This is a genomic window from Tropicibacter naphthalenivorans (assembly GCF_900176475.1).
In the GTDB taxonomy this organism is placed as follows: Bacteria; Pseudomonadota; Alphaproteobacteria; order Rhodobacterales; family Rhodobacteraceae; genus Tropicibacter; species Tropicibacter naphthalenivorans.
Genome location: NZ_FWXX01000004.1, coordinates 15,825 through 36,511 on the forward strand (window position 1 = coordinate 15,825; position 20,687 = coordinate 36,511).

General features: G+C 64.6%; 24 protein-coding genes and 1 tRNA gene. 13 read left to right on the forward strand and 12 right to left on the reverse strand.

Annotation, left to right across the window (positions count from 1 at the left end):
- Nucleotides 1-52: 52 nt before the first annotated feature.
- The 5 genes from B9A11_RS09850 to dgcN all read right to left on the reverse strand — a co-directional run bounded on the left by B9A11_RS09850 (nucleotide 53) and on the right by dgcN (nucleotide 6,086).
- The gene (locus B9A11_RS09850; RefSeq protein ID WP_058247367.1) at nucleotides 53-2,068 is read right to left on the reverse strand and encodes a BON domain-containing protein; all 2,016 of its coding nucleotides are present in this window, start codon (nucleotides 2,066-2,068) and stop codon (nucleotides 53-55) included.
- On the reverse strand, nucleotides 2,068-2,931 hold the full coding sequence (locus B9A11_RS09855; RefSeq protein ID WP_058247368.1) for a D-amino-acid transaminase: 864 nt from the start codon (nucleotides 2,929-2,931) through the stop codon (nucleotides 2,068-2,070). The genes B9A11_RS09850 and B9A11_RS09855 overlap by 1 nt, the downstream gene beginning before the upstream one ends.
- Before the next feature lie 66 nt (nucleotides 2,932-2,997).
- Nucleotides 2,998-3,816 carry a hypothetical protein gene (locus tag B9A11_RS09860; protein WP_058247369.1) on the reverse strand — a complete coding sequence of 273 codons (819 nt, stop codon included), beginning with the start codon at nucleotides 3,814-3,816 and terminating at the stop codon, nucleotides 2,998-3,000.
- Between the two features lie 267 nt (nucleotides 3,817-4,083).
- Nucleotides 4,084-5,046, reverse strand: coding sequence for an N-acetyl-D-Glu racemase DgcA (gene dgcA / locus B9A11_RS09865; RefSeq protein ID WP_058247370.1), 963 nt, complete (start codon nucleotides 5,044-5,046; stop codon nucleotides 4,084-4,086).
- 38 nt (nucleotides 5,047-5,084) lie between these two features.
- On the reverse strand, nucleotides 5,085-6,086 hold the full coding sequence (gene dgcN, locus B9A11_RS09870) for an N-acetyltransferase DgcN (protein ID WP_058247371.1): 1,002 nt from the start codon (nucleotides 6,084-6,086) through the stop codon (nucleotides 5,085-5,087).
- Between the two features lie 261 nt (nucleotides 6,087-6,347).
- Here dgcN and B9A11_RS09880 point away from each other — a divergent pair, with 261 nt between their 5' ends.
- The gene (locus tag B9A11_RS09880; RefSeq protein WP_058247373.1) at nucleotides 6,348-7,307 is read left to right on the forward strand and encodes an L-malyl-CoA/beta-methylmalyl-CoA lyase; all 960 of its coding nucleotides are present in this window, start codon (nucleotides 6,348-6,350) and stop codon (nucleotides 7,305-7,307) included.
- Nucleotides 7,308-7,373: 66 nt separating this feature from the next.
- Here the strand turns inward: B9A11_RS09880 and B9A11_RS09885 are convergent, their stop codons facing one another.
- Nucleotides 7,374-8,063: an isochorismatase family protein gene (locus B9A11_RS09885; RefSeq protein ID WP_058247374.1), complete on the reverse strand. Its 690-nt coding sequence runs from the start codon at nucleotides 8,061-8,063 to the stop codon at nucleotides 7,374-7,376.
- A 33-nt stretch (nucleotides 8,064-8,096) separates the two neighbouring features.
- Nucleotides 8,097-8,549, reverse strand: a complete 453-nt coding sequence (locus B9A11_RS09890) for an Lrp/AsnC family transcriptional regulator (RefSeq protein WP_058247375.1) — start codon at nucleotides 8,547-8,549, stop codon at nucleotides 8,097-8,099.
- A 71-nt stretch (nucleotides 8,550-8,620) separates the two neighbouring features.
- Between B9A11_RS09890 and B9A11_RS09895 the strand changes: the two genes are divergently transcribed.
- From B9A11_RS09895 to B9A11_RS09920, 6 genes are all read left to right on the forward strand, one after another.
- On the forward strand, nucleotides 8,621-9,214 hold the full coding sequence (locus B9A11_RS09895; protein ID WP_058247844.1) for a LysE family translocator: 594 nt from the start codon (nucleotides 8,621-8,623) through the stop codon (nucleotides 9,212-9,214).
- 125 nt (nucleotides 9,215-9,339) lie between these two features.
- On the forward strand, nucleotides 9,340-9,747 hold the full coding sequence (locus tag B9A11_RS09900; protein ID WP_058247376.1) for a hypothetical protein: 408 nt from the start codon (nucleotides 9,340-9,342) through the stop codon (nucleotides 9,745-9,747).
- A gap of 91 nt (nucleotides 9,748-9,838) precedes the next feature.
- A complete protein-coding gene (locus B9A11_RS09905; protein WP_058247377.1) occupies nucleotides 9,839-10,801 on the forward strand; it encodes an acetyl-CoA carboxylase carboxyltransferase subunit alpha in 963 nt (320 codons plus the stop codon).
- Nucleotides 10,802-10,804: 3 nt separating this feature from the next.
- Nucleotides 10,805-12,010, forward strand: coding sequence for a HEAT repeat domain-containing protein (locus B9A11_RS09910; RefSeq protein WP_058247378.1), 1,206 nt, complete (start codon nucleotides 10,805-10,807; stop codon nucleotides 12,008-12,010).
- A gap of 82 nt (nucleotides 12,011-12,092) precedes the next feature.
- Nucleotides 12,093-12,806 (forward strand): cytochrome c biogenesis CcdA family protein, encoded by a 714-nt coding sequence (locus tag B9A11_RS09915; RefSeq protein WP_058247379.1) that lies wholly within the window; start codon nucleotides 12,093-12,095, stop codon nucleotides 12,804-12,806.
- A gap of 17 nt (nucleotides 12,807-12,823) precedes the next feature.
- A complete protein-coding gene (locus B9A11_RS09920; RefSeq protein WP_058247380.1) occupies nucleotides 12,824-13,234 on the forward strand; it encodes a thioredoxin family protein in 411 nt (136 codons plus the stop codon).
- On the opposite strand, the gene B9A11_RS09925 is transcribed toward B9A11_RS09920, so the two are convergent.
- Together B9A11_RS09925 and B9A11_RS09930 are read right to left on the reverse strand one after the other, a co-directional pair.
- On the reverse strand, nucleotides 13,231-13,797 hold the full coding sequence (locus tag B9A11_RS09925; RefSeq protein WP_058247381.1) for a hypothetical protein: 567 nt from the start codon (nucleotides 13,795-13,797) through the stop codon (nucleotides 13,231-13,233). The two genes, B9A11_RS09920 and B9A11_RS09925, sit on opposite strands and share 4 nt — an antisense overlap.
- Nucleotides 13,798-13,844: 47 nt before the next feature.
- The gene (locus B9A11_RS09930; protein ID WP_058247845.1) at nucleotides 13,845-14,489 is read right to left on the reverse strand and encodes a GntR family transcriptional regulator; all 645 of its coding nucleotides are present in this window, start codon (nucleotides 14,487-14,489) and stop codon (nucleotides 13,845-13,847) included.
- A gap of 208 nt (nucleotides 14,490-14,697) precedes the next feature.
- On the opposite strand from B9A11_RS09930, the gene B9A11_RS09935 reads away from it, so the two are divergent.
- Entirely contained in the window at nucleotides 14,698-15,177 is a 480-nt protein-coding gene (locus B9A11_RS09935; protein WP_058247382.1) for a J domain-containing protein, read from the forward strand.
- A 7-nt stretch (nucleotides 15,178-15,184) separates the two neighbouring features.
- On the opposite strand, the gene B9A11_RS09940 is transcribed toward B9A11_RS09935, so the two are convergent.
- The gene (locus B9A11_RS09940) at nucleotides 15,185-15,877 is read right to left on the reverse strand and encodes a M48 family metallopeptidase (RefSeq protein ID WP_058247383.1); all 693 of its coding nucleotides are present in this window, start codon (nucleotides 15,875-15,877) and stop codon (nucleotides 15,185-15,187) included.
- A gap of 107 nt (nucleotides 15,878-15,984) precedes the next feature.
- On the opposite strand from B9A11_RS09940, the gene B9A11_RS09945 reads away from it, so the two are divergent.
- Entirely contained in the window at nucleotides 15,985-16,308 is a 324-nt protein-coding gene (locus B9A11_RS09945; RefSeq protein WP_058247384.1) for a TIGR02300 family protein, read from the forward strand.
- Nucleotides 16,309-16,482: 174 nt separating this feature from the next.
- A tRNA-Ala gene (locus tag B9A11_RS09950) sits at nucleotides 16,483-16,558 on the forward strand.
- A gap of 83 nt (nucleotides 16,559-16,641) precedes the next feature.
- Here the strand turns inward: B9A11_RS09950 and B9A11_RS09955 are convergent.
- Both B9A11_RS09955 and B9A11_RS09960 read right to left on the reverse strand, forming a co-directional pair.
- Nucleotides 16,642-16,953 carry a hypothetical protein gene (locus tag B9A11_RS09955; RefSeq protein WP_058247385.1) on the reverse strand — a complete coding sequence of 104 codons (312 nt, stop codon included), beginning with the start codon at nucleotides 16,951-16,953 and terminating at the stop codon, nucleotides 16,642-16,644.
- Nucleotides 16,954-16,958: 5 nt separating this feature from the next.
- Complete coding sequence (locus B9A11_RS09960; RefSeq protein WP_058247386.1) at nucleotides 16,959-17,726, reverse strand: sulfite exporter TauE/SafE family protein; 768 nt, start codon at nucleotides 17,724-17,726, stop codon at nucleotides 16,959-16,961.
- 148 nt (nucleotides 17,727-17,874) lie between these two features.
- Between B9A11_RS09960 and B9A11_RS09965 the strand changes: the two genes are divergently transcribed.
- From B9A11_RS09965 to B9A11_RS09975, 3 genes are all read left to right on the forward strand, one after another.
- Nucleotides 17,875-19,563, forward strand: coding sequence for an acyl-CoA dehydrogenase family protein (locus B9A11_RS09965; RefSeq protein WP_058247387.1), 1,689 nt, complete (start codon nucleotides 17,875-17,877; stop codon nucleotides 19,561-19,563).
- Between the two features lie 130 nt (nucleotides 19,564-19,693).
- Nucleotides 19,694-20,032: a carboxymuconolactone decarboxylase family protein gene (locus B9A11_RS09970; RefSeq protein WP_058247388.1), complete on the forward strand. Its 339-nt coding sequence runs from the start codon at nucleotides 19,694-19,696 to the stop codon at nucleotides 20,030-20,032.
- 88 nt (nucleotides 20,033-20,120) lie between these two features.
- Nucleotides 20,121-20,582 (forward strand): EF-hand domain-containing protein, encoded by a 462-nt coding sequence (locus B9A11_RS09975; RefSeq protein WP_058247389.1) that lies wholly within the window; start codon nucleotides 20,121-20,123, stop codon nucleotides 20,580-20,582.
- Nucleotides 20,583-20,687: the final 105 nt, after the last annotated feature.

Here is a 20,687-nt window from a genome sequence, read left to right on the forward strand (position 1 = left end):
CCAAGGGACGGTGGGCGGGGCGTGGTTCCGCAGGAACGAGCGTCCGCCCCCGTCACTCAAACACGAACGTCACGTGATCCGCAGACACCTCGCCGCGCGCGACCACGCGCGTCTCGGGGACCCCACGCGCGATCATCTCGCGGCGCAAGGCTTCGGCCCGTCGCCTTGCCAATTGCCTTGCCAAAACAGGCACTTCACCCTCGGCCACACCCACGACGATCTCGGCATCCAAGCCCCCGATCCGCGTGCAGGCGCGCAACACCGCCGTCATGCGCGCCACGTCCCAGACTGCCCTCTCATCCAAGACGAACCGTTTGTCCGCAAACGGCACGGCCATCTCGCCGGCTGTAGAGCACGCCTGCAACGTCGGTTCAAACCCCAACTTTGGCAGCCAGAATCCGTCGGCAAAGACCTGCCCCCCGCCCGTCACCTGATGTACCCGCCGCGTGCCACTTGGCGCGGGGGATGCCACGCGCACCTCCGACCTTGGCAGGCCATAGCGCCGCTGCCAGCCTTCGGGCGTCACCCCCGGCGTCACCGCCACCTGCAAGCCCATCGAGGGGTAGTCCAAAGTCAAACTCTCGACCTCGGCCAAGCCCGCCTGCACCCGCGCGAGCACCCGCAAAACCGCCGCCCCGTCGCCGCTTGGGGCCACGCGTGGATCGCCGCGCAGGTCGGCCCCCAAGGCCCGGGCCAGATCGGTCATCCCCAACCCGCGCGGCAGTTTTCCGGTCACCGACCCGCCCGTGCCTGCGTCCCACGTCAGGGTAAAGGCCGCCGGGGTGCCATCGTCGCGCAGATCAGCCTCCAGCGTGCCCGCCTCGCCCAAGGCTTGCCGCGCCAAGGCCCGTGTCGCAGGGTCGGCGGCCACCCCCGTGATGCGCAGCCCTTCGGCGTCGTAGGCCATCACGCCGCTATCGAGCAGCCGCAGCGCGTCTAGCCCCGGCCAGATGGGCGCGGCCCAATCGGTCAGGTCGGGATAGGGCGCAGCTTCTGGCGCGCCCTCCACCACGCCCATCCGGTCCAAGGGGAAATCCCTCGGCACCCGGCCCGAGACGGCCAAGGCTTTGCCATCCCAAGTCGCGCGCAACGCCAACGGTGCGCCGTCATCCGGCGGAGCCACAGCGGCGTTCAAGACATATCCCGGCGGCAAAGCCGCACGCAGCCTGTCCAGTTCAGAGGTCAGGTCCAGCGGCCCGCCGATCAGGGTGACAACAAAGGGCGACACCGACAGGCTGCCCTGCGGGACTTGCGCAAAGACCGGCAGGGCCAAGGCGACGGCTTTGGCAAATCCCGGTTGATCCAAGGGCAGCACAGCCCGTTGAATGGCGCTCAGATGCAGCTTGCCCAAACCCTCAAAGATGCTGGTATCGAAATCGGGGGGCAGCTTACCGCGCAGCTCTTGCCCCATCAGCGGATCGCGGGTCAGCAGCAGGCTGTAGGGCAAACCGTCGTCCAGCGTCTCGATGGTCAAAACCGCAGTCAGCCCCTCGGGCAGGTCCGCAAACAGGGCGTCCACCGCCGCGCGCCCCTTGGGCAGATGCACCTGCCCCGACAGCGTCAGCGCGCCGTCCACGATCTGCGCTTCGCCGTCCAGCATCAGGGCCAAAGCCTGCGCCGCCCGCATCGCCAGATCATCAAACCCCTCCGGCGCGCCCGCGCCCAGCGGCAGATCGGGCACCGCGCCCAACACGTCCCCCAGCCGCGCGCCCAGCGCTTCAGACGGCAAATGGCCCGCGTAAGCGACGGTCGGCCCGCCTGTGATCGTCAAGGAATATGGCGTCACGGTCGGCATCAAGGTCAGGTCGTCCACGACCTCCTGCACCCCGTCCAAGTCCCGCAAAACCGCCAAGACCGCCTGACGCGCCGCGTCGGTTTCGACCCGGCCTGTGGCGGTCACTTTGCGCCCCTCCACCGTCACCGCGATGGGATGCGGCGTGTGGGTCAGGGCGCGCTCGGCCGCAGCGGTGATCCCCGCCGCGACCAAGGCATTTTCGTCGGGCACGCGAAACACGCCCAACCCCACCACCGCTGCGATGATCGCAAGGATGGCAAAGAGGTCGCGCATCAGACCGCGGCTTTGCGGCTTTCGTCGAGGTAGATCTCGCGCAGGCGCAGGGCGCGCGGACCCGGCACACCTTCGCCCAGGGAAACGCCGTCGATTTCCACAACCGGCATCACAAAGGTCGAAGCCGAGGTGATGAACGCCTCATCGGCCTGCTGCGCTTCTTCGATGGTAAAGTTGCGCTCTTCGACCTCCATCTGCGCCTCTGCGGCAAAGCGCAGAACGGCGGCGCGGGTGATGCCGTGCAGAATGTCGTTGGACAGCGCGCGGGTCACGATCTTGTTGCCCTTGATGAAGTAAGCGTTGTTCGAGGTGCCCTCGGTGACGAAGCCATCCTCGACCATCCACGCGTCATCGACACCGGCCTTTTTCGCCATCATCTTGCCCATGGACGGATACAGCAGCTGCACCGTTTTAATGTCGCGGCGGCCCCAGCGGATATCGTCGATCGAGATGACCTTGATGCCCTTTTTCGCAGCGGGGCTGTCGGCCAGACCGGGCTTGTTCTGGGTGAACAACACCAGCGTCGGCTTGGTGGTTTCGGGATCGGGGAAGACAAAGTCACGATCATCCGGCGCGCCGCGCGTCACCTGGAGATAGATCATGCCCTCTTCGATATTGTTCAGCTTGACCAGCTCGCGGTGGATGTCCAGCAGCTCGTCCATGGTGCAGGGCGCCGCGATGTCCAGCTCGGACAGCGAGCGTTGCAGGCGCTTGGCGTGGCCGTCAAAGTCGATCAGCTTGCCGTCCAGCACGCTGGTCACCTCGTAGACGCCGTCCGCCATCAAGAAGGCGCGGTCAAAGATCGACACCTTGGCTTCGGTTTCGGGCAGGTACTCTCCGTTGACGTAAACGGTGCGGGTCATGGCATGTCCTCAATCTGTGTTGAACTCTTCAAACGGTGGTTGCCGCGTCAGGTCAAGCCCCTCTGGCTATTTGGCCGCCCCGCGCAGCGCATCCCCAGCCACCAAAAGCCCGTTGCGTATGGTCTTGGGCTGCGTCGCATAGGCATAGCGGGCTTTGCCATTTTCGAAGCTGTGGACGATCAGGCAGCTGGTGCCAACCCGCTTGCCGGTGCTTTTGTATGCGCCATTGTAAGTGCAGACGAGACCCGCCTCGGTGGCCATCCAGCCGGTGTACTCAATGCGCAGCTTGCCGCCTTTGTTATGGCGTTCGACGCGGTCGCTACCAAAGAACTGGGCAAACACGCGCGGGTCCTTGGACATCAGCGAATGGTCTCTCAGCAGCGCCTCCAGCGCCTTGCCCTTGCGTTCGGTGACGCTGACATCGGTGCCGGCCTTTAGGGCTTCGAATTGTTCCAGAGCCTTGGCGGGATTGCCTTTGTAGCTGCCGCTGACAAGGCCAAAAAACGCCGAGGCCTTGCGGCTGTGTGTCGGAACGTAAACCTGCGTCACCTTGGTCAAGGTGACCTGCTTGGGGGCGACAACCTTGCCGTTCACCGCATAGACAAAACAATCGCCGCGCCCCTTTTTCAGGTTCTTGCGGCAAAAGGCCAGCGAGCTGGTCTTGGCCAACTCTGCGCTGTCATAGCCCCACGACCGACCCCACGCGCCGTCTGGCGCAATAGAGATCGCTGTGTGTTTCTTTTTGCTGGTCAGTTCGGCGGCGGCGGCCTGCTGCTTGGCGGTTGGCGCGACGGTCCAGGTGACGGTGTCGGCGTGGGCCTGAAGCGCAGAGGCCGCAAGGCAGGCCGAAACGATCAAGGGGCGAAGGAAGGTCGGGAAAGTCATTGGGCCGTCCAGAAAAGTCTAATGTGCGCAGCGGGATAGCGCTCTGCGCGCAGGTCTGCAACACATTGGGGAATGCTGGAGGTGGCCCGATGGCCTGCGGGCGCGCCTGCCTTCGGCCCGGCGATTTGCTCGCGCAAAACGCGTTCGGCGCTGACGGCTTGCCACTGGCAACCCGTCCGGGCGCGCCTGCCTTCGGCCCGGCGATTTGCTCGCGCAAAACGCGTTCGGCGCTGACGGCTTGCCACTGGCAACCCGTCCGGGCGCGCCTCACCCCCACAAAGTCGCGCTCGGGGGATGCACGCCCTTATCGTCGAACTGCAACGCCGCCGCGCGGTCTTCGGCCAGCAGCAAAGGCCCGTCGAGGTCGGTCACAAGCACGCCCTGCGCCACCAAGGTCGCCGGGGCCATGGCCAGCGACGAGCCGACCATGCAGCCGACCATGACTTGGTAGCCTTCGGCGAGGGCAGCCTGTTTCAGCGCCAGCGCCTCGGTCAACCCGCCGGTCTTGTCGAGCTTGATGTTCACCACGTCGTACTTGCCCTTGAGAGCCGCGAGACTGGCGCGGTCGTGGCAGCTTTCGTCGGCGCAGACGGGCACCGGGCGATCCATGCCGATCAGCGCATCGTCCTCGCCTGCGGGCAAGGGCTGTTCCACAAGGCTCACGCCAAGCCGTTGAAGATGCGGACAAAGATCGGCGTAGACCTGTGCGCTCCAGCCTTCGTTAGCGTCGATGATGATGCGCGATTTCGGCGCGCCGCGGCGAACCGCTTCGAGGCGGGGCATGTCGTCGGGCGTGCCGAGCTTGATCTTGAGCAAGGGCCGGTGGGCGTTCTTGCGCGCCGAGGCCTCCATCACCTCGGGGTCCGCCAGGGACAGGGTGTAGGCGGTGATTTCCGGCCCCGGCGCGGGCAGACCGGCGAGATCCCACGCGCGTTTGCCCGCCTGTTTACACTCAAGATCCCACAGGGCGCAGTCCACGGCATTGCGGGCGGCCCCGGCTGGGAGCAGCCCCTGCAAGCCCGCGCGGGTGACGTCGACAGGCAGCCCCGCGATCTCGGCCTCGACACTGTCCAGCGTTTCGCCGTAGCGGGCGTAGGGCACGCATTCGCCCCAGCCGGTGACGCCATCGCGGGTCAGGCGCACGGTGAGAACCTGCGCCTTTGTGCGCGAGCCGCGCGAGATGGTGAACACCTCCGCCAGCCGAAAGGTGTCGCGGGTTACCTCGATCATCTGCCTCTCCTTATTACAGGGCAATTGCTGGGCGTTCCTTACAGGGCCGCCAGCGCGCTCGCCAAACGATCCGCGCCGTGGCGGAACGGGTCGACCGTGGGCAGGCCCAGCTGCGCCTCGATGTCGGCGCAATAGCGTGCGGCCTCGTCTTCGCCCATATGCTGCGTGTTGATCGAGACGCCTGCAACCACACAATCGGGGTTGGCCACCTGCGCCAGCTGCAAGGACAGGTCGCGCACCGCTTCCAAGGTCGGCAAACGATAGCCCGGCAGGCCGCGCATGTGGGCGCGGGTGGGTTCGTGGCACAGGATCAGCGCGTCGGGCTGGCCGCCGTGGATGAGCGCCATGGTCACGCCAGAGAAAGAGACGTGATAGAGGCTGCCCTGCCCTTCGATAATGTCCCAATGGTCGGGGTCGTTGTCGGGGGTCAGCCACTCAATCGACCCGGCCATGAAGTCCGCGATCACCGCGTCCAGCGGCACGCCGTCGCCGGTGATCAGGATGCCGGTCTGGCCGGTCGCGCGGAAGGTGCTCTTCAGGCCTGCGGCCTGCATCGCCTTGTCCAGCGCCAGCGCGGTGTACATCTTGCCCACGGAACAATCGGTGCCCACGGCGAGCACCCGCTTGCCGGTGCGCTTGACGCCATTGGCGATGGGGTAGTCGACCTCGGGGACGCGCACGTCGTGCAGCGTGCGCCCGCATGCCTCTGCCACGGCGACCAGGTCGGGTTCCTCGCGCAGCAGGTTGTGCAGGCCAGAGGCGAGGTCAAAGCCCTCTTCCAGCGCCGCCACCAGCACCTTTTTCCACGCCGGCGAGATCACCCCGCCGCGATTCGCGACACCAATGACAAGGGTCTGCGCGCCCGCCGCCTTGGCCTGTTCCAGCGTCATGTCGGGCAGGCCCAGATCGGCCTGACAGCCCTCCATCCGCAGTTGGCCGACGCAATTGTCCGGGCGCCAATCCTTGATCCCCTGCGCGACCTTGGCGGCCAGAGCGTCGGGGGCATCGCCGAGAAACAGCAGGTAGGGTGTCTTGATCATGGGGGCTCTCCGGTGTTGGTGTTTGTCCCCAGCCTAAGCGTGCCCGCGCCCAATTCCTTACGGAAGTCCGCGCCCAATGCTGCGCTGCGGCGGAGATTCTGCGAAAATTTGGGCGCTTTGGCGAAGAATCTTGCATTGCGCACGCCCTGTCCCCGCCAAAGGTGCTGCACCACAGCGGCGGATTTCGCTTGCGCAGCATTGCGCAATTTAATAACCACCATGGCAATCGAAACGTAATTTCCTTACGCAAAGAGGTGACACATGTCCTTCCGCATCCAGCCGACCGCCCCGGCGCGCCCGAACCGCTGCCAGCTTTTCGGCCCGGCGTCGAACACCAAGCTGCCGCCCAAGATGGCGACTTCGGCCGCTGACGTCATCAACCTCGACCTCGAAGATTCCGTCGCACCGACCGACAAGGACATGGCGCGCAAGATGGCCATCGAGGCCATCGGCGACATCGACTGGGGCAACAAGACCCTGTCCGTGCGCATCAACGGGCTCGACACGCCCTATTGGTATCGCGACGTGGTCGACCTGCTGGAGCAGGCCTCGGAGCGTCTGGACCAGATCATGATCCCCAAGGTGGGCTGCGCCGAAGACCTTTATGCCGTGGACGCGCTGGTCACCGCGATCGAGCGCGCCAAGGGCCGCACCAAGCCGATCAAGTTCGAAGTGATCATCGAATCCGCCGCCGGTATCGCCCATGTGGAACAGATCGCCGCCGCGACCCCGCGCCTTGAGGCCATGAGCCTTGGCGCGGCGGATTTTGCCGCCTCGATGGGCATGGCGACCACCGGCATCGGCGGGACGCAGGAAAACTATTACATGCTGCACGAGGGCCAAAAGCATTGGTCCGACCCGTGGCACTGGGCGCAGACCGCCATCGTCGCCGCATGCCGCACCCACGGTGTGCTGCCGGTCGACGGCCCTTTTGGCGATTTCAGCGATGACGAAGGCTTCCGCGCGCAGGCGCTGCGCTCGGCGACGCTGGGCATGGTGGGCAAGTGGGCGATCCACCCCAAGCAGATCGCGCTGGCCAACGAGGTGTTCACCCCGACCGAAGCGGCCGTGACCGAGGCGCGCGAAATCCTCGCCGCCATGGAAGAGGCCAAGGCCCGCGGCGAAGGCGCCACCACCTACAAGGGCAAGCTGATCGACATCGCGTCCATCAAGCAGGCCGAAGTGATCGTCCGCCAGTCGGAAATGATCGCCGCGTCCTAAGCGCTGCCTGATCTTTTCAGCGGCCCTGCCCTCGTGGCGGGGCCGTTTGCGTTTGTGGACAAGAGCTTAGAGGCTGTCATACAGCGCCTGAACCGTCTCGGCGGTATAGAGCAGCGGCACCGGATCAACCACGCGCCAGACCGGGGCGGAACCGCCCCCCAGCAAGGTTTCGGCGCGCGCGGTGTCACAGACGCCCCCGCCGTACAGCCGGTTGGCAAGGTTCAGAATTCCCGTCTGGTGCATCAACTCGGTCCCCGACCCGATGGCATCCTTGACCAGCAAGGCGCGATAGCCCAGCCGGGTCGCATCCCGCACGGTGGCGGCGATGCAGGCATCCGTCCACGTCCCCGCGATCACCAGCCATTCGATGTCCGCGAACCATTCTAGCAAATCCGTGCCGTAAAAAGCCGAAGCGTCCTGTTTGACGAACACCGCCTCGCCGTCCAGCGGCGCCAGCTCGGGGCAGATGGCGGTCAACTCAGATCGCGCGTCGGAAAAGGTCGGCGCCCCGTCCGCCGCCACGGGCTCAAAGGCGCGGGGCGGGGCAATCGCGTGATCGCGGACATAGCAGGCGTGGCCCACCGGGATGCCCGCTGCACGCGCCGCCCCCAGCAGGCGGGCGGCATTGGCCACCACATCTTCGATTCCGGCGACGGTGTAATCGGGGTCTTGCCGCGCCTCTTGCTGGATGTCGATCAACAGCAGGGCAACCTTGCCCTCTGGCAGGGTCAGCTTATCGTGAACAGGAGCGCGCATGGGGACCTCGGGGTTAGTTGCCCCGTCAGCTTATCAGCCGCGCTCATCCTTGGGAGAGCCCATAACCACATAAGTGGTCAGGGTGTTGACCTGAGGCAACGCCCCCAGAATCTCGGTGTGAAAGTGTTTGTAGGCTGCCAGATCGGCGGCCTCGACCCGCAGCAGATACTCATAGGCGCCGGTGATGTTGTGACACTCGCGCACCTGCGGGGCGGTGGCCATGGCGCGCTCAAAATCCTCCTGCGCGGTCTTTGTGTGCGCGTTAAGACCGACCGTAATATACGCGGTAAAAGTGACGCCCGTCTTTTCCGCCGACAGGACCGCGCGGTAGCCCTTGATAATGCCTGCCTTTTCCAACGCGTTGGTGCGCCGCAAACAGGCAGAAGCGGACAGGCCGACTCGTTCCGCCAAAGCCAGATTCGACAGGCGACCGTCGCTGGACAGCTCACGCAATATCCTGCGATCAACAACGTCAATTTCGGTCATAAATTGCTCCAGACCCCGAATTCCGGGTGAGAATGCAATTTAATGCCAAAAATTTCAAGTATTATTGCACCATGGATACGGAAATCATGCTTGCCCTTTTTAGCTTTAGTGTTGTCACCCTGTTTACGCCGGGGCCGAACAACGTGATGTTGATGGCCTCGGGGGCCAACTTTGGTCTGCGCCGGTCGGTGCCACATCTGCTGGGCGTCGCGGCGGGCTTTCCGCTGATGGTGCTGCCAGTGGGGCTGGGGGTGATGCGGCTGTTCGACATGTTCCCGCCTGCCCTGCTGGGCCTTCAGGTCGCCTCGATTCTCTACCTGCTGTATCTGGCGTGGAAGATCGCCCATGCCGCCCCGCCCAAGGACGCCCCCGCCAGCGCGCGCCCGTTGACCTTTGTTCAGGCGGCGGCCTTTCAATGGGTCAACCCAAAAGCGTGGAGCATGGCTCTGGGCGCGATCACGCTGTATGCGGCGAACCGCGATCTGGCCGCGATCCTGTGGGTGTCGGGCAGTTTTCTGGCGATTGGCACGGTGTCGGCCCTGACGTGGACGGCGCTTGGCACCGGGGTGCGGCGCTGGCTGGATCAGCCGGGGCGGCTGCGCGTCTTTAACTGGACGATGGCGGCTTTGCTGGTGGGGTCCGTGGCGATGGTCATGGTCCGCTGACCCGGGCGCACAGACCGGCGGACTCGCGCCAATTCCCGAACATTCGTCGAAAATTTTGACCTCCATCAATTTTAAATTCCACTCTTGGAATATCAAAGAGGCATCACATCTGGAAGGAAGCCCCTATGAAACATCTCGTCCTGTCTGCCGCGCTGCTGGCCCTGACCGCCCTGCCCACCTTGGCCGCGCCGCCTGCGGAACTGTCGCGTCCCATCGTGGCCTACACGCCCGTCATCGCAAAGAATGCCGACGCGCTAAAGCTGACCTTGGACCAACGCGAAACCCTGAAAAACTGGCTCGCGACCATGCCGGCCAAGCGCGAAGCCCTGCAAAACGCCGCCCTCGCCGCCCGCGCTGAACTGCGTCAGGCGATCAACACCGGCGCGCCCGTCGCTGACCGTCAGGCTCTGGCCGCCAAGGTTGGCGATCTGGAAACGCAACTGGTGATGATGCGCTCGAATTGTACGGATCACTGGCGCGGCGTGCTGACCGAAGCGCAGTTTGCCAAAATGCTGGAATTGGCGGGCAACTAAGCGCCTGCTGCGCCGCGCCGACCTTGGCAGATTTGATTGCAATCGCCGCGCGGCGCGGCCATATAGCCTTGCGACGACAAGGAGGCCTTGCATGACCCATTACCTCGACTTTGAAAAGCCGCTGGCCGAAATCGAAGGCAAAGCCGAAGAGCTGCGCGCCATGGCCCGTGACAACGAGGAAATGGACGTCGCCGACGAGGCGCGCGCGCTGGACGCCAAGGCCGACGCGCTGCTCAAGGATTTGTATGCAAAGCTGACGCCGTGGCGGAAATGCCAGGTGGCCCGCCACCCCAACCGTCCGCATTGCAAGGACTACATCGAGGCGCTGTTCACCGAGTACATGCCGCTGGCCGGGGATCGCAACTTTGCCGATGACCACGCGGTGATGGGCGGCCTTGCGCGGTTCAACGACCGTCCGGTGATGGTGATCGGCCACGAAAAGGGCAACGACACCAAGTCCCGCGTCGAGCGTAACTTTGGCATGGCCCGCCCCGAAGGCTACCGCAAGGCGGTGCGCCTGATGGAGATGGCCGACCGCTTTGGCCTGCCCGTTGTGACGCTGGTGGATACCCCCGGCGCCTACCCCGGCAAGGGCGCCGAAGAGCGCGGCCAGTCCGAGGCCATCGCCCGCTCGACCGAAAAGTGCCTGCAAATCGGCGTGCCGCTGGTGTCGGTGGTGATCGGCGAGGGCGGCTCTGGCGGGGCGGTGGCCTTTGCCACGTCCAACCGCTTGGCGATGCTGGAACATTCCGTCTACTCGGTGATCTCGCCCGAGGGCTGCGCGTCGATCCTGTGGAAGGATTCGGACAAGATGCGCGAAGCCGCCGAGGCGCTGCGCCTGACCGCGCAGGATCTGGTCAAGCTGGGCGTCGCCGACCGTGTGATCCCCGAACCGCTGGGCGGCGCACATCGCGACCGCGAGGCGATCATCGCCAGCGTTGGCAAGGCGATCCAAGGGATGCTGGACGAGATGGAGGGCAAATCGCCCGCCGATCTGGTCCGCGCCCGCCGCCAGAAATTCCTTGATATGGGGTCGCGCGGTCTGGCCGCGTAATCCATGCTCGAAGGGCTGGACCAGATCGACTGGGCGGCGCTGCGCCACGCCTATGGTCCGGCCGCTGACGTGCCCGGAGATCTGCGCGCGCTGGCCTTGGGCGGCGAGCGGCAGGCCGCCAAGGCTTTGGAGCGGCTCTACAGCAACATCTACCACCAAGGCACGCGCTACACCGCGACCGTCGCCGCGGTGCCGTTCATCGCCGAAATGGCGTTGGCACGGCGCGACCGGGCGGCGCGCTGCCTGACGCTGCTGGCGGCGATTGCCCAGCCCTCGGTGCGGCAGATGCTGGACATGGGGCTGGCCTCGCAGGGATATTATCAAGAGATGGCTGGCCAAGCGCGCGCGCGGAGAGACTGCGAGCGCGCCGAGGGCGAGACCTACGGCATCGGCCCCGATGTCGACGCGGATGTGCACGCCGCCGTGGCCCGCGCCCTGCCCGCGCTGCTGCCGCTGTTCCGCCAGAGCGACCCTGCGGTCACCGCCGCGCTGATCGAGCTGACCGGGCAGGTTCCACAGGCCGCCGGGGCCACCCTGCCCCACCTGCGCGCCGCCCTCGGCGCAACGCCGGACACCGCATCAGACGAGGGCGTCACCCTTGCCGCGATCCGGGCGCTTGGCCAGTTGGGGCAAACCATAGAGCGGCCAGAGGTCACGCCCGACCTGACCGCCCTGCTCACACCGGACCACAGCGCCCTGATCCGCGCCCGCGCCGCCGTGGCGCTGTGTGACATCGGCCAAGGCCAGTTCGAGCCGCTGACCGAAGCCCTGACCGCTGCTGCCACGATCTACGACCAGGACGCCGCCCGCCCGCCGGGCCACGGCTGGACGATTCCGCAGGTGGCCCGCGCCTTGCGTCCCTTTTGCGCCGCCCACGGCCCGGAAATCGCCCACCGCCTGATCAAGGTCCTGCCCATCGCCGCCGAGCGCGGCGTCACCAGCACCGCCATCGTCGACACGCTGATCACCGCCCTGCTGGACGGCGCGCCGACGCAAAACGCCTTTACCGGGCGGCGGCGCTCTAAATTGGGCGATCTCGACCGCAAAGCCCTAGGCGCCATTGCCGAGCATGGCCCGTGGCGGATCGCCGACCGGGTCTATGGCAACTTCACCGGCCAGATGCGCGGCTACGGCCTGCCCGACACCGCCGAAGGCTTGGCGCACTTCGCCCGCAAACCCGGCTTTTTCAAACGCCTTGCCGGGGCGTGACCCGCGCGCGCCGTAACAATCCCCACGCCCACGTGAAACTCTGTCAGGTGACAGGCGCGGCGGTTTCGGCCTAACTCGGACCATGGAGATTTTATTCGCATATGGCGCGGGGCTGCTGACCCTCATCAACCCCTGCGTGGTGCCGGTGCTGCCCATCGTTATCGCGGGCGCGCTGCAATCGGGGCGGGCCGGGCCGCTGTTCATGGCGGCGGGGCTCAGCCTGTCCTTTGTCACGCTTGGCGTGCTGGTCACTGCCTTTGGCCACCTGATTGGCCTCGACATCGAGATGATCTCGGACGCCGGCGCGATCCTCATGATTGCCTTTGGCGCAATGCTGCTGATCCCGCGCGCCAGTGCCGTGCTTGCGGGGGCGACCGCCGGTCTGTCCGCCCAAGCCGACGCGCGCATCGACGGCCTCGACCGCAGCGCCTATGGCGGGCAGTTCCTTGGCGGGCTGCTGCTTGGCGCGGTCTGGAGCCCCTGCATCGGCCCGACCCTGGGCGGGGCCATCGCGCTCGCCAGCCAGGGCGAGAGCCTTTTGCGCGTCACCGCCATCATGATGGGCTTTGCGGCGGGGGTGTCGACCCTTGTGCTGGGTCTCGCCTATGGCACGCGCGGAGCCATCACCCGCCACAACGCCACGCTGCGCCGTCTGGCGATCTCGGCCCGGCCCATCCTTGGCGTGGTGTTCATCGCCGTCGGCCTTGGCCTGCTGTTCAACATCCACCACGTCATCGAAGCCACCCTGATCGGCATCATGCCCGGCTGGCTCATCGACCTGTCCGTCGCCCTCTAACTCATAGGAGACCTTACATGAATCGCCGCACTTTCCTGACCCTCACCGCCGGGGCCGCCGCCCTGCCGCTGACCGCCCATGCCGCGCCGCTGGACTATACGCCGGGGCTGGTGGAAGAACGCCTCGCTGCGGGCGACACCGTGTTCCTAGATTTCAAGGCCAGCTGGTGCAGCACCTGCGCCGCGCAGGAACGTGTGCTGGACAAGCTCAAGGCCGCCAACCCCGCGTATGAGGCCAACATCACCTTTATCAACATCGACTGGGACACCTACAGCAAGGCCGATCTGACCAAGTCGCTCAAGATCCCGCGCCGCTCGACGCTGGTGGTGCTAAAAGGCGAAGAGGAGCTTGGCCGCATCATCGCCCAGACCGCCGAATCGACGATCCAGGAACTGCTGGACACCGCGCTCAGCGCCGCAACGGCTTAAAGCACCGCCTCAAGCCCCAGCGTGGTGATGAGGCGGTAATAGGCAAAGACAATCACCGCGAAGAAGGCGACCATGATCAGCTCGTGTTTGAACTGATGCGAGTGGAAAAAGTCGCGGTCGCGGTGATGCAGCACGTCCATCAGCTCATCCCCGAACTTGACCGACAGGAACGTCCCCGCGCCGGACAAGAGCACGATCAGCCAATAGGGCCACGGATGCAGCAAGATCTCGTGGAACAGCCGCGTTAGCGACGTGGTCTGGTAGTAATGCGGCGCCAGCAGCAGCACCGCGCCGTTAATAAACCCGGCCAAGGCCCAGACCACCACCTCGGACACCACCATCCGCACACCGAACAGCAACCGCAGCGGGAAATCCAGCAGGAACCCGGCGTCGGCGATCGGCGTACACAGGACAAAAAAGCTCCACGTCAGGGCGGCGGCGATGGCCCCGGTGGCGGCGTCAAACCGCACCCAGAGATAGATGAAATAGGCGACCAACAAGGCCAGCAAAAGGGCGAACTTGATCAGAACTTGGCGGCTGGGGCTTTGGGCGGGGTGGGTCATCACAGCACCTGTTTTGCGCCCTTTGTCCCGCCATTTCAGAGCCTTGTCTAGCCCACCAACAGCCGCAGCCCCTGCGTCACATCGGACCGCACCGCAAGGCGCAGGCCCGGCTCGTCCCCGGCCTTGAGCGCGGCGATGATCAGGCGGTGGTATTGCGGCGCTTCGGACCGGCGCAGACGGCCATAAAGCGCGCGCATGGTCGGCCCCAGTTGCAGCCACACGGTTTCGCACATGGCCAACATGGCGGGGGCCTGCGCGCGCAGATACAACGTGCGGTGAAATTCAAGATTGGTGCGGATATAGCCCACCGCGTCGCGGTTGCTGACCACATCGGCGATCGACGAATTGATCGTCTGCAAGCGCTCGATCAAAGCCATATGGGCGCGCGGCAAGGCCCGCGAGGCCAATTCGACCTCTAGCAAGGCGCGCAGGGCCGCGAGTTCCTCAATCCGCTCGTTGGACAGCTCGGGCGTCTGCACGCGCCCCGACGCCGACATGGACAGCGCGCCCTCGGCCACCAGACGGTTCACCGCCTCGCGCGCGGGTGTCATGGACACCTCGAATTCCTTGCCCAGTCCGCGCAGGGTCAAGGCCTGCCCCGGCGCGATCTGGCCGTGCATGATACGGGTGCGCAGCCCGCGATAGACGCGGTCATGGGCAGAGGCGGATTCGGGTTTCACGGTCGGTTGCATAGCGCGTTTGTGATCACAAACCATTAACGCGTCAACTCCCTGTTTGTCGCGGGCGCGCGCCACATAGATGGCAGCGCCGCGTTAACTTTATGGCAAGAATGTGGCTAGGCCGCTGGGCCGGGAAAGTTTATCTTCAATTTGTCAGAAATTGACCGGCCAAAGGGGGCTTCGGACGGTCAGTGACAGAGTTGAAAACAAGGATCGTGTGATGACCCGTACCGTGCCCCAAGCTGCCTATGACATCCTCGGCGTGCTGCCGACCGACGACTTTGCCACGATCCGCAAGGCCTATCTAAAGCAGGTGCGCCTGCACCATCCCGACGTAAACGCGGGCGACGTGGACGGCGCGACCCAGCGTCTGGCGCAGATCAACGACGCCTATGACGCGCTGGTCTGGCACATCAAGATGGACGAAGAGGCGTATGCCGCGCGGCGGGCCGAAGAGGCCCGACAAGCCGCCGCCAAGCGCCGCGCCGAAGCCGCCCGCCGCGCCGCCGCCGAAAAGGCCGAGGCCGAGCGCCGTGAGGCCGCCCGCCGCGACGCACAGGCGCAGGCCCGCCGCGCCGAGATGATCCGCCGCGCCCGCCAAGAGGCCGAAGCCCGCGCCCAAGCCCCGATCAGCGTGAAATTCAACGATGCGCGCCGGGTGTTCAGCGGTCAGCAGACGCGCACGCTGCGCTGCGCGTAATCCCGGCTTAATCGTCGAAGCGATAGCGGTGCAGCTCGTGCCCGTGCTTGCGCAGCCAATTGCGTGAGGGCTTCCAGTCGCCATACAGCCGCTCCACCTGCGCCCAGAAGGCCGGGGAATGGTTCATCTCGGCCAGATGCGCCACCTCATGCGCGGCGACATAGTCGAGCACCTCGGGCCACGCCAGAATCAGCCGCCACGAATACATCAAGCCGCCGTCATGGGTGCACGACCCCCAGCGCGAGCGCGTATCGCGCAAGGTCAGACGGCTGTAGGGCCGCCCCAAGGCCGCCGCATAGCGATCCGACGCCTCGGCCAGACGGTCGCGCGCCCGCGTGCGCAGCCACCCCTTGAGCCGTGCGGCCACGCGCTCCTCTGGCCCCGGCACCAGCAGCGCGTTGCCTTCGATCCGCACCGACCGCCCTGCCCCGCTGCGCACCACCAGCGGCACGCCTTCGACCGGGACCGTCGCGCCAATCGCCACCGGCACCGGCATTCCCTGCTTGGCGAGGTTCTCTCGCAGCCAGTCTTCTTTGTCGCGCACAAAGGCCGCGCCTTCGCGCTCGGACACCGATGTCGGCAAGGTCAGCGTCACCCGCCCATCCAAGGACGACACGCGCAACGACAGCCGCCGCGCCCGCGCCGAGCGCCGCACAATCACGTCGATCACAGGGTTGCCCGAAAGCCTGATATGCCCCATATGCCCCTTGCCTGTTCAGGAATGCGCCCAAAGCCTTTGACACCAGAGCCGTGGTATGGCAATGGGCGCAGATTGTCGACATGACCACGAGTTGAAAGGGATCACCCATGCCCAAAGAAGAATGGGGCACGAAGCGCGTCTGCCCGACCACTGGCAAGCGTTTCTATGACCTCAACCGCGACCCGATCGTTAGCCCCTACACCGGCGAGGTTGTGAACCTCGAAACCGGCAAGCGCGGCCAGATCGCTGCTGACGCAGAGGACAAGGCCAACCCCAAGAACCAGAAGGACGACATGGAAGATGATGTCCTGCTGGATGATGACGATGTTGATGTGGATATCGACGATGATGATGTCCTCGAAGACGAGGATGACGACAACGTCTCGCTCGACGACATCGCAGACGTCGCATCGAACGACGACGATTCCTAAGATTTTAGGCGCGCGTGGGGCCAAAATCCCAAGCGCGCCAAGGGTTTGACAGCGCCCCGCAGGTGGGAATGCAGAAAAATCCAAGAAAAAGCTGATGGGCGTGATTTTTCCGCTTGATCCCGCCCTCAGCATTGCGTAATCACCGCCGCACAGCGCCACGGTGCTGCACATGATGGGGCCTTAGCTCAGCTGGGAGAGCGCCTGCATGGCATGCAGGAGGTCAGGGGTTCGATCCCCCTAGGCTCCACCATCACCCCCCCCCTGCCAGACTTGGATGCCCGCGACACCGGAAGGTGGTGCGCTTTGCATTTTAGCCTATGGCTCATGCCTGCCTCAGACCGCAGAGAACACCCGCAGCGCCGGGCCATGCACGCCAATATCCAGCGGGCCGAAATCCGAATCGACGCACAAAGAGAAATAGCCAGCGGTGGGCAGGTAGACCGTGCTGTAATCGCCGTTCGACCGCGTCACCGTCCAGCATTTCTGGGTGATCCCGCCGGAAAAGTTCACCGTGATCTGGCGGGGCCGTTTGACCCGCAGGCGCTGAAAGTCGTCCAACAGCATCCGTCCGGCGCGCGCGCTGGCGTCATGAGCCGAAATCTCGGCTTCGATCAGGCTGGTGACGTGGTCGGCGAGGTCTTGCATGTGGCTCAGGTTAGCCCGCGCCGCACAAGGTTCAAGCCCGCAATCAGCAAGACACACAGCGTCGCCCGGCGAAAGGCGGTCTGGTCGATGCGGTCCTGGATCTGTCCGCCAATCCACATGCCCAGCACGGCGGGGGGAATCAGTGCCAGCGACAGCCAGACGGTGCGCCCGTTCAGAATGCCCGATCCGGTGTGCGCCAGCGTCAGCGCCACCGCGCCAAGACCATAGACCACGCCTTGGATGCGCATCTGTTCGGCCTTTTCGGTGCGCAAGGCGGTCAAATAGGCCACCGTCGGCGGCCCCCAGACGCCGGAAAACCCGCCAATAAAGCCCGCAAAGCCGCCAATGGCCGCCTCTAGCCCGCGCGAGGGGCCGCTTTTCAGGTGCGGCTGCCAGCCCGCCAGTTGCAGCACCGCGAACAGCGTGATCGGCCCGCCGATCATCAGCAGCAGCACGCTTTGCGGCAGCACCGCCACCAGCTGCGCAGAGACCAGCAGCGCGCATAGCGCGACCCCCAGGAACAGCCGGAATCGCTTGACCGAGGCCCAGGCCGCCGCCCGCCCCTGCCGCATGGCCTGCATCCCGTTGGTGACAACGGTGGGCAGAATCAGCGCCGCCAAGGCCAGCTCTGGTGCGACGATCGACCCCAGCCCGGAAATCAGGATCATCGGCATGGCAAAGCCCACCATGCCCTTGACGATGCCTGCCAGCGTCGCAATTCCCATCACAAGCGCCAGTGTTGGCGCGGTTAAGCTGGTAAAAATCTCGGTCATGGCGGATGCTTAGCACGTCCACGGACCGAGGCATGCGAAATTCGAGCGCGCAATAAATGAACAAAGCGCCGCAGCAATGGGTATTTTTGTTGCGCTGCGCCTGCAAAATGGCTAGGACCAGCGAGAAAGATAGAGAGGAGCCGATGAAATGGCGCATGACGGACAAGACCTGAGCCTTGGCAGCGTGATCCTGCCCGATCTTCTGGAGCTCACCGGCGCGGCAATTGCCCCGGTCGAGAGCCTGTTTGCCGACGCCCGCAGCGCGGTGCGCGAGATGGTCAGCAAGGATGGCCGTATCTCTGGCGGTCTGATCGAAGAACACCAGTTTGCCTGCCATGGTTTGGCGTGGTTGGCCACTTATGTGGAATCGCTGCGTCAAATGCAAGCATGGGCAAACCGCTTGGTGGAACAAAACACCTTTGGCGAGGTGGAACAGCTGCTGCACCAGATCGCCTTTGGCGAGTATCTGGCGCAGGTCAAAGGCGGCATCCAGATGAACCAGGGCGAGATCGTGCGCCTTGCGGACATGGGTGTCACCGACGCCTCGGCGCTGGACACCGATGCTGTGACCATCCTGCTGGGGCAGGCAAACTCGCCCGCCGCGCGCACACGTCTGGTTGCCCTGATGGAAGAGCGCAGCGCAGAGATCACCGTGGGCAAGACCGGCCTTGATGAAGAGCTGGAAATGATCCGCGAGCAGTTCCGCCGCTACGCCGTGGACAAGGTCGAACCCTACGCCCACGAATGGCACCTCAAGGATGAGCTGATCCCGATGGAGGTCATCGAAGAGCTGGCCGAGATGGGCGTTTTCGGCCTGACCATCCCCGAGGAATACGGCGGCTTTGGCCTGTCCAAGGCGTCCATGTGTGTTGTGTCCGAGGAACTGTCGCGCGCCTATATCGGTGTCGGCTCTCTAGGCACGCGTTCCGAAATCGCGGCCGAGCTGATCATCGCCGGCGGCACCGAAGAGCAAAAGCAAAAGTGGCTCCCGGCGCTGGCCTCCGGTGAGAAACTGCCGACGGCTGTGTTCACCGAGCCGAACACCGGCTCTGACCTTGGCTCGCTGCGGACCCGCGCGGTCAAGGACGAGAACGGCGATTACAAGATCACCGGCAACAAGACCTGGATCACCCACGCCGCACGCACCCATGTGATGACCCTGCTGGCCCGCACCGACCCGTCGACCGACAACTATAAGGGTCTGTCGATGTTCCTCGCGGAAAAGACCCCCGGCACCGATGAAGAGCCCTTCCCCACCGAAGGCATGACCGGCGGCGAGATCGAGGTTCTGGGCTATCGTGGCATGAAGGAATACGAGCTGGGCTTTGACAACTTCCACGTCAAGGGCGAGAACCTGCTGGGCGGCGAAGAGGGCAACGGCTTTAAACAGCTGATGGAGACCTTTGAATCGGCCCGTATCCAGACCGCCGCGCGCGCCATTGGTGTGGCCCAGTCGGCGCTGGACGTCGGGATGCGCTACGCGCAGGAACGCAAGCAGTTCGGCAAGTCGCTGATCAACTTCCCGCGTGTGTCGGGCAAGCTGGCGATGATGGCCGTGGAACTGATGATCGCGCGCCAGCTGACCTACTTCTCGGCTTGGGAAAAGGACCACGGCCGCCGCTGCGACCTTGAGGCTGGGATGGCCAAGCTGCTGGGCGCCCGCGTGGCCTGGGCGGCGGCGGACAACGCGCTGCAAATCCACGGCGGCAACGGTTTTGCGCTGGAATACACCATCTCGCGCATCCTGTGTGATGCGCGCATCCTCAACATCTTTGAGGGCGCTGCGGAAATTCAGGCGCAGGTCATTGCGCGCCGCCTGCTGGCCGACGCGAACTAAGCTCTGCCACATGACCTAGATGGGCCTCGCCGGTTTGGCGGGGCCTTTTTCGTTGGTGCGCATGATCTTGATCAAAGTGCGCGGCGGCTGGATTTGCTCTTGAGGACAAAACACATCTCAGGAGTAAAATATGTCTTTCAAGGAAAAATTCGCCGAAACCCGTAACAACCTGCGTGGGCTGCGCAAGGCGATCCCCGACACCTTTGCGGGCTTTGTCAGCCTTGAACAAGCAGCCAGCCCCGACGGCGCGCTGACCCACAAGGAAAAAGAGATGATCGCGCTGGGGATCGCCGTGGCGCTGCGCTGCGAGGATTGCATCATCTCACATGTGGGGGCCGCGATCCGCGCCGGGGCCACGCGCGAAGAGGTGGCAGAGGCGCTGGGAACCGCGATTCAGATGTCAGGCGGGCCGGGGCTGATGTACGCGTCCAAGGCGCTGGCTGCGTTCGACGAACTGTCCGAAGGCTAAGGCGCGCGGCTGCGACAGCCTGTCACGACGGAATTATATTCCAACTTCGTTATATGAATATCAGTTACATATTCCAAAGGATAGCTCGATGAAGCACCTCACCCTCGCCCTCATTCTTGCCGCAGCGCCTGTTTTCGCGCAGGGCGTCCCTGGCCAGCACTTTGTGGAAAACTGGGATCTGGACGGGGACGGCGCTGTCTCTGTCGCAGAGGCAACCGAGCGCCGCGGCGACGTCTTCCTGAGCTTTGATCAGGACGACGACGGCTTTCTGGACGCCGAGGAATACAAGGTGTTCGATCAGGCGCGCGCCAATGACATGGAAAACGAGGGCGGTGGCCACGGCCAAGGCAATATGAAGAACGCCGCCGAGGGCATGGAGCTGGCGATGAATGACGTAGACGGCGACGGCAAGGTCAGCCGCGACGAGTTCCTTGGCCAGGCCAAAGTCTGGATCGCCGAGATGGACCTTGATGAGGACGGCGTGATCACCACGCAAGACTTTGCCATGCGCCGCAAGATGATGGGCGGTGGCCACGGCAAGGGCAACTAAGCCCCTGAAAACGAAACGCCCCGCTGAAGATCCAGCGGGGCGTTTTTTCTGGGTGGGACCAAAAGTCTTTCAAGACTTTTGCAAATTCCTTTGAAAGGAATTTGG